14 protein-coding genes are annotated in these 14,968 nt (G+C 39.5%); 4 read left to right on the top strand and 10 right to left on the bottom strand.

Annotation, left to right across the window (positions count from 1 at the left end; all coding sequences use genetic code 11):
- Position 1: 1 nt before the first annotated feature.
- Both IGI63_RS11515 and IGI63_RS11510 read right to left on the bottom strand, forming a co-directional pair.
- The gene (locus tag IGI63_RS11515) at positions 2-820 is read right to left on the bottom strand and encodes a PTS system mannose/fructose/sorbose family transporter subunit IID (RefSeq protein WP_002355336.1); all 819 of its coding nucleotides are present in this window, start codon (positions 818-820) and stop codon (positions 2-4) included.
- Positions 813-1,616 (bottom strand): PTS mannose/fructose/sorbose/N-acetylgalactosamine transporter subunit IIC, encoded by an 804-nt coding sequence (locus IGI63_RS11510; protein ID WP_002358431.1) that lies wholly within the window; start codon positions 1,614-1,616, stop codon positions 813-815. The genes IGI63_RS11515 and IGI63_RS11510 overlap by 8 nt, the downstream gene beginning before the upstream one ends.
- 169 nt (positions 1,617-1,785) lie before the next feature.
- Here IGI63_RS11510 and IGI63_RS11505 point away from each other — a divergent pair, with 169 nt between their 5' ends.
- Positions 1,786-2,556, top strand: a complete 771-nt coding sequence (locus IGI63_RS11505) for a sulfite exporter TauE/SafE family protein (RefSeq protein ID WP_225581367.1) — start codon at positions 1,786-1,788, stop codon at positions 2,554-2,556.
- Between the two features lie 43 nt (positions 2,557-2,599).
- Here IGI63_RS11505 and IGI63_RS11500 read toward each other — a convergent pair whose 3' ends face one another.
- Positions 2,600-3,001: an organic hydroperoxide resistance protein gene (locus IGI63_RS11500; protein WP_002355332.1), complete on the bottom strand. Its 402-nt coding sequence runs from the start codon at positions 2,999-3,001 to the stop codon at positions 2,600-2,602.
- A gap of 220 nt (positions 3,002-3,221) precedes the next feature.
- On the opposite strand from IGI63_RS11500, the gene IGI63_RS11495 reads away from it, so the two are divergent.
- Together IGI63_RS11495 and IGI63_RS11490 are read left to right on the top strand one after the other, a co-directional pair.
- On the top strand, positions 3,222-4,748 hold the full coding sequence (locus tag IGI63_RS11495; protein ID WP_002355329.1) for an AMP-binding protein: 1,527 nt from the start codon (positions 3,222-3,224) through the stop codon (positions 4,746-4,748).
- Positions 4,749-4,999: 251 nt separating this feature from the next.
- Positions 5,000-5,698: a glucosamine-6-phosphate deaminase gene (locus tag IGI63_RS11490; protein WP_429975826.1), complete on the top strand. Its 699-nt coding sequence runs from the start codon at positions 5,000-5,002 to the stop codon at positions 5,696-5,698.
- Positions 5,699-5,754: 56 nt separating this feature from the next.
- On the opposite strand, the gene menC is transcribed toward IGI63_RS11490, so the two are convergent.
- From menC to menB, 6 genes are read right to left on the bottom strand one after another with little or no spacing between them, the layout of a single operon-like run.
- The gene (gene menC, locus IGI63_RS11485) at positions 5,755-6,858 is read right to left on the bottom strand and encodes an o-succinylbenzoate synthase (RefSeq protein WP_010822488.1); all 1,104 of its coding nucleotides are present in this window, start codon (positions 6,856-6,858) and stop codon (positions 5,755-5,757) included.
- Positions 6,859-7,683: a 2-succinyl-6-hydroxy-2,4-cyclohexadiene-1-carboxylate synthase gene (gene menH / locus IGI63_RS11480; RefSeq protein ID WP_010819179.1), complete on the bottom strand. Its 825-nt coding sequence runs from the start codon at positions 7,681-7,683 to the stop codon at positions 6,859-6,861.
- Positions 7,671-9,404: a 2-succinyl-5-enolpyruvyl-6-hydroxy-3-cyclohexene-1-carboxylic-acid synthase gene (menD, locus tag IGI63_RS11475; protein WP_429975825.1), complete on the bottom strand. Its 1,734-nt coding sequence runs from the start codon at positions 9,402-9,404 to the stop codon at positions 7,671-7,673. Before menD ends, menH begins: the two co-directional genes overlap by 13 nt.
- Positions 9,404-10,771, bottom strand: coding sequence for an isochorismate synthase (locus tag IGI63_RS11470; RefSeq protein ID WP_429975824.1), 1,368 nt, complete (start codon positions 10,769-10,771; stop codon positions 9,404-9,406). The genes menD and IGI63_RS11470 overlap by 1 nt, the downstream gene beginning before the upstream one ends.
- Complete coding sequence (locus IGI63_RS11465; RefSeq protein ID WP_016617046.1) at positions 10,768-12,225, bottom strand: o-succinylbenzoate--CoA ligase; 1,458 nt, start codon at positions 12,223-12,225, stop codon at positions 10,768-10,770. Before IGI63_RS11465 ends, IGI63_RS11470 begins: the two co-directional genes overlap by 4 nt.
- Positions 12,226-12,229: 4 nt before the next feature.
- The gene (menB, locus tag IGI63_RS11460) at positions 12,230-13,099 is read right to left on the bottom strand and encodes a 1,4-dihydroxy-2-naphthoyl-CoA synthase (RefSeq protein ID WP_002385329.1); all 870 of its coding nucleotides are present in this window, start codon (positions 13,097-13,099) and stop codon (positions 12,230-12,232) included.
- A 110-nt stretch (positions 13,100-13,209) separates the two neighbouring features.
- Here menB and IGI63_RS11455 point away from each other — a divergent pair, with 110 nt between their 5' ends.
- Positions 13,210-13,590: a PaaI family thioesterase gene (locus IGI63_RS11455; protein WP_276338594.1), complete on the top strand. Its 381-nt coding sequence runs from the start codon at positions 13,210-13,212 to the stop codon at positions 13,588-13,590.
- Positions 13,591-13,659: 69 nt separating this feature from the next.
- Here the strand turns inward: IGI63_RS11455 and IGI63_RS11450 are convergent, their stop codons facing one another.
- Positions 13,660-14,259, bottom strand: a complete 600-nt coding sequence (locus IGI63_RS11450; RefSeq protein ID WP_002355317.1) for a LysM peptidoglycan-binding domain-containing protein — start codon at positions 14,257-14,259, stop codon at positions 13,660-13,662.
- Positions 14,260-14,968: the final 709 nt, after the last annotated feature.

The raw sequence follows: 14,968 nt of genomic DNA, 5'->3' as shown, positions 1-14,968 counted from the left end.
TTTAAAATAAACCGCCAACCCAAGCCAACATTGGTTGTAAATTGCCTAAAACCATGCCAATTAAAATTAAAACAAAGATTAGCCGTGTTGAATTCATTTTCTTTTTCCCTAGTAACCAATAGGATAAAAGAACAATCCCTAAAGGAATTAATGCGGGTAAAATTTTATCCAACATTTCTTGAACTGATAATGTTACATCTCCCATTTTATAAGTTAAATCTAATTTGTAAGTAATTACCGAAGGAATCAAACCGCCGACCACCGTTAACCCTAAAATAGCTGCACCTTGCGTAAACAATTTCATTTTATCCGCAAATTCTGTCGCAATTTTTTTCCCTTGATGGTAACCAATCCAAGTGAATTTATAGCGAACCCATAGGACCACTGCTCCGGCAATTAACGGAATCAGTAACCCAACAACCTGGCCCCCTTGCGCCATGTAAGCTGCAATCGAAAAAACAATCGCACGATAAATCGCGATAAAAATGGTATCACCAACACCAGCAAACGGACCCATTAGACCTGTTTTCAAGCCAGTAATGGCCGTTTCATCTTCAATGCCGACTTCTTCTTCCAAAGCCATATCAGCTCCGACAATTAAATGCGACATGGCTGGCGTTGTATTCATAAAGCCAAGATGTGTCTTCAAGGCTTTCTTCATAGCTACTGGATCTTCACTATATAGTCGCTTTAATGCAGGCATCATCACCCAAGCGTAACCAAGTCCTTGCATTTTTTCATAGTTCCAGCCCCACTGATAGCCAAAAAGATTACGGACGTAAACTTTATTAATATCCTTTTTTGTTAATTTGTTAGTCATCAATCTCAACCTCCTCATCATCTTCGTAAATAACCGTGCCACTTGTTGTAGCTGCGCCGCCTTTGTTATGATTCATCACATAAATCGCTGCTAAAGCCAAGCCAACCAGTGCGACACCTAAAACTGAGAAGAATTGGGCCCCATAAGCAAGTAACACGAACCCAATAATAAAATAGGGCCAGTATGTTTTAATTGGTAAGTAACGCATTAAAATAGCAATCCCCATCGCTGGTAAAATAGCGCCTGCTGCTTTTAGCCCATTCATCACCCAAATAGGAATCCAATTGTTGATAGCGTTTACAACTTGTTCACCAAAAGCTAGGCCAATAAAAACTGGGATGACACGAGAAATCGTCCAAGGAAAAATTCCTAAAACATTGCAGCGCTCGACCCCTTTATAATTGCCTTCTTCCGCATAGCGATCTGCTTTGTGTTGGAAAAACGTATTAGCCATTCTGCCTAAAATATCTAGTTGTGTTAATAATAACCCAATTGGAACCGCAACTCCGATACCATACTCTGCCCCTTTCCCTGAAATAATTGCATAAGCCGTTCCCATAATGGCCCCTGAAAGAAAGTCTGGGACTGTTGCTCCTCCATAAGTCGCTACGCCTAATGTCATCAATTGAAGCGTTGCCCCAATCATCAAACCTGTTTGAACATCCCCTAAGACTAGGCCAGTAAACGTTGCAGCAAACAATGGTGTATATGGACCAATCTGAATAGAAATTTGGTCAAGTACACCAACAACTGTGTAAAGACATAAAATCAAAATAATACCAATCGATACTGTCATGCTTTCTCATCCTCCTTGAATGCGTTTTCTTTTTTGTATTTGTAGAATACCATTAAAGAAATATCATTTCAAGTTCTTTTTAAAAATATTTTTAAATGAAATTATATTTCTTATATAATTTTTGTGCTATACTAAAAGAAAACGGTTTAGGAGTGATTATGTGCGGGTTTTGCTGATTTATTTCATAACTATTTTTCTATCCAATACAGTTGGGGCGCTCTCTGGGATGGGTGGAGGCGTCATTATTAAGCCTGTTTTGGATTTTCTTGGGTTCCATTCGTTAAATAGTATTGCGTTCTATTCAAGTGTCGCTGTTTTTGTCATGTCCATTTCTTCGACTTATAAACAGTATCAAAATGGTGTCCAAATTGAATGGAAAAAAGCCGCGAGTATTTCGTTTGGTTCCTTAGTCGGCGGCATGTTAGGTGATTTACTTCTTAATCAGGCGATTGCACTAGCGCCAAATGAAGAAAAAGTACAACTAATCCAATATATCATCATGTTGCTGACCTTGGTTTTGGTTCTTCTCTACAATCAATTTTCCAACTGGCACTTACACCTCAACGGATTGAGCATTTTTCTGATTGTCGGATTAGGCTTAGGGATTCTATCAACCTTTTTAGGCATCGGTGGCGGTCCCATTAATGTAGCTTGCCTTATTCTCTTTTTTGGAATGGATATCAAATCAGCAACTGTCTATTCCATCATTACTATTTTTTTCTCCCAACTCGCCAAACTTGGCAATATCGGCTTGACCACAGGGTTTGCGGTTTTTGATTTAACAATGCTTTGGGCTATTATTCCTGCCGCTTTATTCGGTGGTTATGTCGGCGGTCTTTTCAGTAAAAAATTATCTCAACAACGGGTCGCCCAAATTTATAGTTTAGTTGTTTTTTTAGTTATTTTGTTAAATATGTATAATTTGTGGACTGTTATCTAAAAAAGAAGCGCTTTGTCGTATAGACAAAGCGCTTCTTTTTTAATTAAATCACTGTTAATTTAACATCTATATTATTTCTTGTTGCTTTAGAATATGGGCAAATTTCGTGGGCTTTTTTAACAAGTTCTTCTGCTTTAGCTTGATCTACCCCATCAATATGAACTTCTAATTCAGCACCAACGCTAAACCCATCTTCTCCTTGGAATAAGGATACACGTGCAGTTACTGTACTTTTACCTTCGACTTTTTCTTGATCCATCACTAATTCTAATGCACCGTTAAAGCAAGCACTGTAAGCCGCTGCGAATAATTGTTCTGGATTTGTTGTATTTTCTTTCTTAACACCTGGCGAAGCAACCGCATAAGAAAATGATTTATCCGGTGAGTGAACTTCTCCTGCACGTCCACCCGTATTAATGATAGTTGTTTCATAGATTTTTTTCATGTAAATTCCTCTCCTTTGTAAAGTTTTACACTTCTGAGAACTTGTTACTTACATAATTATTGTAGGAAACTTTGCCAGATACAGCAAACGTTGTGCTTGTGAATAATAAAAAATAACATTTAACGTTGTATTTTTGACGTAGAAAAAGAACCCATTCTATGATAGGATAAAGTGAACTTGTACATTTGTACACAAACTATTTTACAAAGGAGACTTTCCCTTGACACACTTACTTGATTATCAACCATTAAACCTCTATACAAACTATCAAGAAGCCGCAGAAAAAACACCAACTGTTCCAATTATTTTTGATGAATCTTTGCCTGCTTTTCCTGCACTTGGCTTAGAAACAACTTATGGTGAAAGCCATCAAGAAATTTTGAAACGGGCATATCAATTAGCCACTTTAGGTGTAAAAAAAGGCGACAAAATTATTATTTATAAAAGTCCTAAATTCGACACGTATTTACTAGCTGTTGCAGCCTCATATCTAGCAGCCGTTCCTGTAATGGTTTCATACCATTTACCTTTTGAAACAATTGAAGTATTCGTTGATCGTTTAGAAGATCCTTATATTTTATTTGATGATGTGACTGCTGAAAAAGTTCAAGCTGTTCGTAACAGCTCTGCCAATAAAAAACTTTCGGTTGCTTCTCTTTTAGAAGCTGATGCCACGGAAGTTCCTCAAGACGAACTGACTAAAGACGAAATTGCCTACATGACCCACACCTCTGGAACAACAGGTATTCCTAAACTTATCTGTCATTCCAATCACTCTATGGGTTGGCGTACAAAATGGCAAAAAACCATTTTTACAAAAATTGCTGAAAAGAAATTAGTTGGCTTTCATATTTCGCCAGTTCATTCTCGTTTTAACATTGGCGTGTCTTCTTTAATGGCCATGGGCTTCCCTATGATGCCTTTAGCAAATGCTTCGAGCGAAAAAGTCGCTGAAATGTTCAGCACCTATCAACCAATCGCTGTAGAAACACACCCCAATAACTTCGTTCAATGGGTTCGTTTGGCCAAAGAAAAACCTGAAGCCTTCGCTAGTGTCCATTATTATCATTCTACTTTTGATGCAATTAACAACGCTACAATGGTGGCTTTCTTAAAAGCATCTGCTGCCAATGAACCAATTTTCCTACAAGTTTATGGACAAAGCGAATGCGGGCCAATGATCTTACGAGCGCATACTTTAGAATCCCTAAAAGATTCAGATGCTCGTGACATGGGCGTTGGTTTAGAGGATTTAACACAAGCTCGAATTACCGATGAAAAAGGACAAGTTTTACCTGCGATGACGGACGGCCATATCCAATTCTTATCAAAAGGACGGGCCTTAACATATTACAAAGAAGATGCCCGCTTTGCAGAAAATGTCTACGGCGAATGGTGGGACAGCGGCGATTACGGAATGTTAGATGAACGCGGCCACTTATTCTTGAAAGATCGCCAAGTAGATCTAATTGAAAACATCGACAGTAATTTAGCTATTGAAGATCATTTATTGGATGCATTAGATTTCTTAGAAGAAGTGATTATTGTCCGTGGCAAAGAAAATGAACCTCAGCCAATTTTAGCGGTTGTCCCTGGGGAAGAAATGGATTGGGACGCTTGGTGGACACAAGTAGCCGATTTACCACATTTAAACGAACCTATCATTATGGCTTTTGACGAAATCCCTCACACAGCTACTATGAAAGTGCAACGTTTACAACTAGAAAAATGGTTAAAAGAACAATAAAATAAAATTCTTTGTTAAACAGTGTTGGTCAAAAGAACGTTTAGACCAGCGTTGGAGCAAGTGGAACAGAAAGCTAAAAAGTTAACTCGTTGTAGGTTATCTTAAGTTTTAAAAAGAGGAGCAGCCGTCGTTTTGACGGCTGCTCCTCTTTCTTTTGCCCACCGTTAATTAAATCCTTTTTGTGAAGAGCTTGACATGGGATGGTTCCCACAAATTATACTTAGCTTATTCAAAGAATGGAGTGAGCAAGTATGAAAATTTTAATTAAACAAGATTTCGACACGATGAGCGAATGGGCAAAAATGTTACTTCTAAGCACGATGAGCCAAGATAAACGAGTGAATTTATCAATTACCGCTGGCAAAACACCAGCACTTGTTTACCAAAAATTAGCCTCGATTGTGAAAAATTCATCTAACTTTGATAATGTTCATTATTATAACTTTGATGAAATCCCCGTTCCTCATCAAAAGGAAGGCATTACTCTGACAGATTTGCGGACGCTGTATTTGACACCTGCAGAAATATCCGAGCAAAACATCCATCCATTAACTGTTGAAAACTTTCAACAACAAGAACAACGGATTGCTGACGCAGGCGGCTTAGATTTGATGTTAATTGGCTTAGGAGCAGATGGTCATTTTTGTGGGAACATGCCCACTACCACTCATTTTAAAAATGAAACCTATCAAGTGACCGTCACTGGTTCAGAGCCTTGGTTTGTTCCTGAAATGATGCAGCCAGGCATGACCTTTGTTACGATGGGGCCAGCCAGCATCATGAAAGTTAAGCACCTTGTCCTAATTGTAAATGGTGAACAAAAAGCTCAGATGGTCAAACAAGTGCTCCAAGGACCTGTCACAGAAACGTATCCTGCTTCTATTCTTCAACTCCACCCAAATTTAACGGTTCTCTTGGATGAAGCCGCAGCGAGTCAATTAGAAAAATAAAAAATTGCGCCTAGATTATGCTTCTCTGCATAGTCATAGGCGCAATTTTGTTATCATTACATGATTTTTTGATACTGACTGTATTTTAGCAAATTTGTATGAGAAAGTGTAACACCAATACCAAGTCCCTGAGGCACGGTCATTGTCCCTTGCTCTAAAACAAAAGGTTCAGTGATGATATCTTCATAAAAATAGCGTTCCGTGGCTGAAATATCACCTGGAAAGGAAAAGGTAGGCTGTGACGCAAATTGCAAATTCAATGCGCGTCCAACACCAGACTCAAACATGCCACCTAACCAAACCAATAAATCATTTTCTTGGCAAAATGTGGCAATCTTCAACGCCTCGTGAATCCCACCTACACGAGGAATCTTCAAATTGATACTACGGCAACTGCCCAATGCTAACGCCACTTGGCAGTCTTTGAGACTACGAATATTTTCATCCAAACAAATTCTTGTCTTCAGTTCTCTTTGTAATTGTGCGTGGTCTAAAAAATCATCTGCAGCAAAAGGCTGTTCAATCATCGCTAATTGATAGTGATCTAAACGTTGCAATTGAGGCAAATCTGCCAATGTATACGCTGAATTTGCATCGACCATTAAAGGCAAGTTAGGAAAATGCTGACGAATCAAAGCAACAGGTTCCACATCATAACCGGGACGAATTTTCAGCTTCACTCGTTGATACCCTTTTTCTACAGCTAACTGAACTTGTTTAAGCAATTGAGGTAAGTCTTCTTGAATCCCTAAACTAATCCCTACAGGAATTTTCCTCCGCGTTGGTCCAAAAAATTCAGTTAAACTCTTCTGTTGCCGTTTGGCATATAAATCCCAGATGGCAGTTTCTAACGCAGCTTTTCCCATCCAATGTCCTTTAACTTCTTCAAAAATTGTTGAAACCTCTTGCGGCTGTTCAATCGCTTCTGTTAAAAGTAACGGAATTAAATGCTGTTGGATGATGAAGCGTTCGGTTACCAACGTTTCTTGCACATAATCAGGTTGCTCAAAAGCCACTAATTCGCCAAACCCTTGATTTCCTTGCTCATCTGTTATTACAAATAGATCAAACGCTTTTTCTTCCAAGCGACCATAGCTCGTGACAAACGGCGTTTTTAAAGGCAAACGAACCTGATAGGTTTCAATTGATTGAATGTTCATTCAGATAGCTCCTTCCAATAACGCTGTCACCTTTTCATAGAAAATCGTTGGTTGTTCTAAATGGATACAATGTCCTGCTTCAGGAAAAATTGTCAGCCTCAACAACGGTTGACGTGCCTGCATTTTTTTCGCAATCCCAATAAATTTTTGATCTTCGCCGCCTACCAATAAATCGGTAGGAATCGGCTGCAATTCTGCTAGACGTTCCCAGTAACTCTCTTGCGCTCCTGTACCCATATACCACAAACTACTAGCCAACCCAAAGGCCGATTGGCTCAAACGTTCCTGACGAATGGCCATTTGCTGTGCCACAGACAAGGCTTTTTGCGTTTGAAATAACGGTAATTCTTGCCAAAAATCAATAAAATCCACCAGCGGTTCCTCTAAGAGACGTTCCGCCAAACGATGATCTTGACAGATACGAGTCTGACGTTCTGCGGCGGTGGCCAAACCTGGTGACCCACTTTCCAATAAAAGATGCTGTACCTTTTGTGGATAATGTAATGCAAAACCTAAAGCTGTTCGAGCGCCCATTGAATAGCCTAATAAACAAAAGCAAGGCAAATTTAGCGATTCGGTTAGTTCAGCAAGATCATGGCAAACCTGTTTCATGGTATAACGCTCTGGTGCTACCAAACTAGCAGTCGCGCCATGCCCAGGTAAATCAATGCCTAAAACGTTATAAGGTGTTTGACTGGGAAAAACGGCTGCAAACGTGGCTAACGTTCCTGTGAAACCGTGTAAACAGACTACTGTCGTTCGCTTTGCATCAAAAGGTGTTAACCATTGATAATGGTACTGCATCCCCCGAATTAACCGTTCCATGAAATCCCCTGTCTTTCTACTCGTCTACCAATTTCAGCTAAAATTGATTCGTACAAATGAACATTCTCTTGGCGATTTCCTTTGACTTCTATCACTTGAAATTGTGGTTCTTCAGCCGCTGTTTGTAAAATTTGCTTGAGCTCCGCGATTGTTTTGACTTCTTGATACGAAGCACCGTAAAGTTCAGCAACTAACGAGAAATCTAAATCAAGCGGTGTTCCAAATAAAGGCTCGAAATAGTCCTCACGTAAAGTTCGTTGAGATAGAAAAGAGAAAATCCCGCCACCATTGTTATTTAATAAAACAATTGTTAACGGCAACTGATAACGTTTAGCCAAAAATAAACCATTCATATCATGATATAGCGCTAAATCACCAATCAGTAGAACGTTTTGCTGTGTCGGTGCTACGGCACTCATTCCTAAAGCAGTTGAAACAATCCCATCAATCCCGTTGATGCCGCGATTTCCAAACATCCGATAAGGGCGACTATCCATAAATCGATCTAAGTAGCGGATAGCCATACTATTAGATACAAATAACTGACCGTTCTCTTTCATTGTTTGGTGAACAGCTAAGCTGGCTGTTGTTTCATTTAATTCTGTCGCGTTCAGCGTTTCTAGAAGAACTTCAGAGACCGTTTTTTCCAGCAAGAGCCATTGTGCTAACCAAGTCGCTTCTGTTGATTTGACAACCGTTAGCAGTTGTTCTACAAACGTGGTTTCCTTTGCCTGAATAACTGTTTGTGATTTTTTCAATTGCTCTTGCCATTGCCCATTTTCGTCCACAAAATAAAAAGCAGTCTCTGTCGTTGCTAAGCGTTTCAACCATAACATGATGTTTTTAGAAATTGGCAGCGAACCAAAACGCACTACCACTTCTGGTTCTTGTGGCAAGGTCGCCACATTTAGAAACAGATCACTGTGTGCAATAATAACTTCACTATTTTGCCCATGTGTCACAATGTTTGCTAAAGGATCCGCTAGTAACGGCCATTGCAAAGCTTCGGCTAATTGAATAAATAACGCCGCTTCTTCCTCTGTATGACTGCCACCGACAACCAAAACGCCGTTTTTCTGGTACCATTGATCCGCTAACTGTTGCACTTGTTCTGTAGAAAGGATTGATTGACCAGCGAATAAAGCCGTTTGTTGAGAACTCTTTGTTTTTCTCTCTAAGTCAGGTAATAATGGTTCCCGCAAAGGAAAATTCAAATGAACAGGTGCTGCAGGCGTTTGTTGCGCGAAAGCTGCTCCTTTAGCGCCTTGCCAATAGGCGTAATTCAACATCTCTTCTGTTGCTTCTGGCAAAGCCATTTCAACAAATAATTTCACGTGATTTTGATACATTTGTAATTGGTCCATGGCTTGAGGAGCACCAACTTGACGTAACTCATGCGGCCGATCCGTTGTTAAAACGACTAAAGGCACATGGCTAATATTGGCTTCACAAATTGCTGGATAATAGTTTGCAGCTGCTGTTCCAGAGGTACAAAGTAAGACCACTGGTTTTTGACTCGCTTTACTTAATCCTAAAGCAAAAAAAGCAGCGGAACGTTCATCGACATCGACAAAAGTTTGGATTGCGGTTTCCCGATGAAGTAATAAAGCCAGTGGTGTGGAACGGGACCCTGGACTAATGACTGCTTGTTCAACCCCACTATTTTTTAAGCCTTCAATAAAGGCCATTAAATAATCGGTCATTGTTTCTTGATGATTCATTAAACCTGCCCTCCAATTCCTCGTAACATCGGTTGAAATTTTATTTTCGTTTCTTCTCTTTCTAGCTCTGCTTGGGAATCCGCAACAATACCACAACCTGCATAAAGAACGCCTTGTTGACCAGCAAAGACACCTGAACGCAAGGCCACAGCAAACTCGCCACTATCATCATTCCCTGAAATCCAACCGATTGGCGCACCATATAACCCACGACTCCCTGGCTCATATTGTCGAATCCATTCGACTGCCAACTCTTTGGGCTCACCGCCTAAAGCTGGCGTTGGGTGTAGCTGCATCACACTTTCCAAGAACGAAATTCCCGGTTTACGTTGACCCGAGATTGGCACATAAAGATGTTGTACATCTCGATTTTCCAAAATAATGGGTGCTTGAATACTGTTTTCAGAAGTCGTCATCTTCGCCAACTCTTTCGCTAAACGTTCCACCACAATTTGGTGTTCTCCGGTATTTTTGCGGTCTTGTAAAAGTTGTGCTCCTAAAGTTTTCGTTTCTTCTGGTGTTTGACCCGTTTTAATGGTTCCTGCAATACAAGCGGTCGCAAACGTTTCTCTAGTACCCAACAGAAGTCGTTCTGGTGTTGCACCAATGAAACTTGTGTCTTTGGATTCTAAAGCAAACAAATACGTATTTTGTTGTTGTGCCATTAAATTAACGAGCACTTGGTTACTTCGAATTTTTTCAGGACTGCTCACAGCAAGTTGTCGAGCCAAAACCACTTTTTTTAAAGGGCCATCTTCTCTTAAGACTGCTACTGTTTCGTTGACAGCTTGTAGCCATTCAGTCACGGCAACTTCTTCCTTGTCAATCTTTGTTTCCGCTACAGCTGGCAACTCCTCACAGGTAGCTAACAAGCGATCAAACTGAGCCACCAAAGTCGACCAACATTCCTCGACTTCTTGTTCACTAGAACCTGAAAAGTTCAGCGTTCCATAAATACGTGAACCTGAAAAAGTAAATAGAATACTTGGTAGATAAAACCAACCTTCCCCTAACTCTCCCCAGGCCTCAGTAGGCGTTTGTTCTGTATCAAAAGGCAAACCGCCAAACAGAAGGGCCCCCGTACCAGAAATAGACATATTTTGAAAACGAGTTGCCGCCTCTTTTTTTAAAAAGTTGTTCAATTGATGCGTTTCTGTTTCTGCGCCTTTTAAGATAGTTTCATATCCGAAGCCAACCAAAGCAAAATCTTTTTTCGGTGTTTGCCAAAAAAAACGTTCTCCTTGGTATGCCTTTTCACCAGCGGCAAAAATTGCCAAGGCTGTTTGTTCTGTTTCTAATGGAAAAACCCAACTGAACTGACGGGCATTCTTCTGATAGGCTTGTCGTAATTCATCAGGCAATTTCATCTGATTAAAAACGCCTCTCTTTCTTCTGTCATGAAACGATGTTTGGCAATCTTTCCACTTGCTGTTTGCGGGAAAGAATGACAAAAATAAATGCGTTTCGGTCGTTTATATTTTGCCAGTTTTCGTGAACACTGGTCTTGAATTTGCGCTAAGGTGATTTCTTGGTCACTAATCACATATGCAACTGGGACGGCTCCCCATTGCGCATCTGGTTCTCCTACAACTGCCGCTGCTTTAATTCCTGTTATCGCCTGTAACACCTGTTCAACCTCAGTGGGGTAAATATTTTCACCACCAGAGATAATGAGTTCACTTAAACGACTAACCAAATACAGGTAACCTTGTGCATCTAAATAGCCCATGTCGCCTGTTTTAAACCAACCATCTGCTGTCCATTTTTCAGGTTGACGCTGGTTAAGGTAACCTGAAACAACGTTTGGTCCCTTAAGTAAAATTTCCCCGACTTGCTTTTCTGGCTGTTCTTGTCCTAGTTCATCAACAATTTTGATCTGCATATCTTTTAACGGTTGTCCAGCAGAGCCGATTTTCAGTGCCGCATCTTCAAATTTCAAGGCAACAACTTGCGAACACGTTTCCGTCATCCCATAAGATTGAATGACTGGAATCCCTTTTTCCTCACACTGCGCTAATTTATCCGGTGCAATCGGTCCGCCGCCCAATAACATTCCTTTAAAGCTGACGCTGTAGCCAGCTTCAGGATAGACAGACAATAATTGTTGTAACATTGTCGCAACCACTGAAATGACGGTTCCACGGCCTTCTTGTAAATCTTGTGTCACTTGCTGTTCATCAAATTTATCGTAAAGGCGAATACTACAACCTAAGACGAGTTGTCGAACAACAATCGACAATCCGCTAATGTGAAATAATGGGACTGCACACAACCAACAATCTTCAGCAGTAATCCCCATATTTTCTTGAGTGCCTCTAGCACTGGCCAAATGATTTTTAAACCGTTGCAAGACCCCTTTAGGCTGTCCTGTAGTTCCAGATGTATACATAATAGAAGCCACCGACTCTAAGTCACTTGGCTGTTGAAACTCCTGATGTGAAAGACTATGCTGTTTTTTAACCATTGGCTGAACGTCGACAAAAGAAATCTCCTCTAACAAAGCCTGCGTTTCAGGCGCACCAATAATCGTTTTAACTTGCGCATCTTTTAACTGAAAAGTCAGTTCAGCAAGTGTCAAATGCGTATTTAAAAATAATAACTCTTTCCCCAATTCCCATAAGGCTAGAATTGAAAAATACAACTCTTTGCTGTTCTTACTGAATAAAGCCACACGTTTTTCTTCTGGTGCAAGCACCTGTTGATATGTGGCTACCCAATGGCTGACTTCTTGTTGCACTTCTAAAAACGTCCAAGATTCATCCTGAAAATAAAAAGCAGGATGATCGGGACGTTTTTGTACTTGTTTATTTAACCAAGTCATTGGTTTATGGGAATTTAGGGAATTGATCGAAATCTGGTGTCCGTTTTTCTTTAAATGCATCTCGGCCTTCTTGTGCTTCAGCCATTGTATAGTAAAGAAGTGTCGCATCACCAGCTAATTGTTGCACACCAGCCAAGCCATCTGTATCGGCATTTAAAGAGGCTTTAATCATCCGTAAAGCAATCGGGCTTTTGGTTAACATTTCTTCTGCCCACTCCATTGTCACATCTTCTACTTGTTCCAATGGAACAACTGTATTAATCCAGCCCATATCTAAAGCTTCTTGAGCAGAATACTGTTTACACATAAACCAAACTTCTTTCGCTTTTTTATGGCCGATAACGCGCGCCAAGTAACCTGAGCCGTATCCACCATCAAAGCTACCGACATTTGGTCCTGTTTGCCCAAACTTAGCATTTTCAGCCGCAATTGTTAAATCACAAACTAATTGTAAAACATTGCCGCCGCCAATGGACCAGCCTTTCACCATTGCGATGACTGGTTTGGGAATGACACGGATTAACCGTTGTAAATCTAACACATTTAAACGTGGAATGTTGTCTTCGCCAACGTATCCACCATTACCTCGAACTTTTTGATCGCCACCAGAACAGAATGCTTGGTCACCTGCGCCTGTTAAAATAATAACCCCGACATCTTCTTTATCACGACTAATGTTGAATGCATCAATCATTTCCATGACTGTTTTCGGTGTGAATGCGTTGTGAACATGCGGGCGGTTGATAGTAATTTTTGCTACTTTGCCTGCTTGCTCAAATAAAATTTCATCATATTCTTTAATTGTTGTCCAGTTTCTCATTAGGAAACCTCCTTCATTAATCTCATCTTTTCTATTATACACAAGAATCGGCACTTTAGAGAAAAAGTCGCTTGAATTTTAAGAAAAAACATGGCTATTTCAAATTTTCTTCATTCCTGTATAATAAATAAAAAACCTTTTATTCTCTCTTTTATTAGAAAGGACTGATTACTATTCATCTTTTAGAGTATTTAGGCATCACGATTCAACACGTTTCTGCTGAGAAATGTCAGCTTACTTTAGCGGTAAAAGACGTGCATAAACAACCCTATGGCCTTGTCCACGGGGGCTTAAACGGCATCTTAATTGAAACTGCCTGTAGTTTAGGTGCGAACGAAAACGTTCCTGAAAACACTTTTGCTGTCGGCATAGACTTACAAGTAAATCATCTTCGCAGTGTCCATGATGGTAGCCTTACCGTGATTGCGACGCCCGATCACTCGGGAAGGACCCTTCAAGTTTGGGAAGCAAAAATTTATAACGCAGACCACCAATTAACGAGCGTGGGGCGTTGTACTTTAACAAATCGACAAAAAAAACAGTAATCTTTACAGGTTACTGTTTTTTTGTTTAAGGTTTTTAATAAGTAATTAGATTACTTCGTTTATTTAATTTTAGTACCAACCATTTGCTAACCAGAATGATTTAGCTGCATCCCATGAACCATAGCGACCTGCTACATACTGATCTGCCACGCGTTCTTGGTTGGCAGGTGAATAGTCACCATTTAAATAAGAGGCAGATAATTGGTAACGACCGATATACTGGCCGTTTGTTGCATCGTAAGAACCACTAGATTCACGTTGTGCGATCCACTCTTTTGCATCACTGCTTGCGGCAGGTGCTGCTGGTTGCGCTACTTCTTGAGCAACAGGTTGTTGTACTTCTTGTTGTACTGGTTGTGCAACAGGTTGTTCAACTACTTGTTGAACTGGTGCAACTTCTACAGCTGGTGCTGGAGTATTAGCAACTTCTTTTTCTGAACGAATAACTAATTGTTCTCCTTCAAAAATTAAATCAAGGTTTGGCAATTTGTTATCAGAAGCAATTTTTTGAATTAAGCTATTGTCTCCTGCAAATTGATGAGAAATTGTTGATAAAGTATCTCCTGCTTTAACTGTATATAAGCTTTCTGCGTTTGCGTCTGTTCCTAAGAATAATCCTAAACCTGCGGCCAAAGTTGTTCCAAGTAAAATCGTTTTGATTGATTTCATGTATGTTTCTCCTTTGTAATTAAAAATATTTGATTGTTGCTCTTAGCTCTCGGCAACAACCACGTCTGCTTCGCTTTATCGAAACGACTTCACATACTTTATCATCGAATGGCCGGCCGTAGGTGAATATCTCGTGACAATTTATTACTAGAATGTCGATTTTGTTACATTTTGTAATAAAAAGCTGCTGGAAGCTTGATATTATCCTGTTTATATTTTGCGAAAAAAAGTTAAAAAAAACAGGATTTTATTTTTGAGAAACCGTTTTCTAACCCTTGATTAGCCCTTAAATGTCGGTTTTTTTACATTCGTTTCAGTCAAAAAGTAACAAAATGTTAAATATACTAGACATGAGAATGTTTTTTTCAAAAACTCACGCCTAAAAAGAACAGGTGTTTTCTTTGAATTTTTTTATCATTCACTATTTTTATTTTTCCTTCTATTATATAGTTAAATTTTTTATCGTATTCATTTTTCGATTCTGAAAAAACACTAAGCACTTCCTATTGAAACAAAAAGAGTTAAACAAAAAAATCTTATATTTTGCTTGTTATTTATTCATTTTAATCTTATTCAAAAAAGGAACAGCTAAAGCAACTATGAAAACAAAGTATTGAAAATAAAAGCAGAATAAATATTCATTTTTATTGTAATTCACGAATAAAAAACAAACAATCAATCGAACGCTTGTTATTTAAAAACGTAATCA

The organism is Enterococcus sp. DIV0086, from assembly GCF_050498705.1.
Taxonomy (GTDB): Bacteria; Bacillota; Bacilli; order Lactobacillales; family Enterococcaceae; genus Enterococcus; species Enterococcus faecalis.
This window is presented reverse-complemented; position numbering and strand designations above follow the sequence as displayed.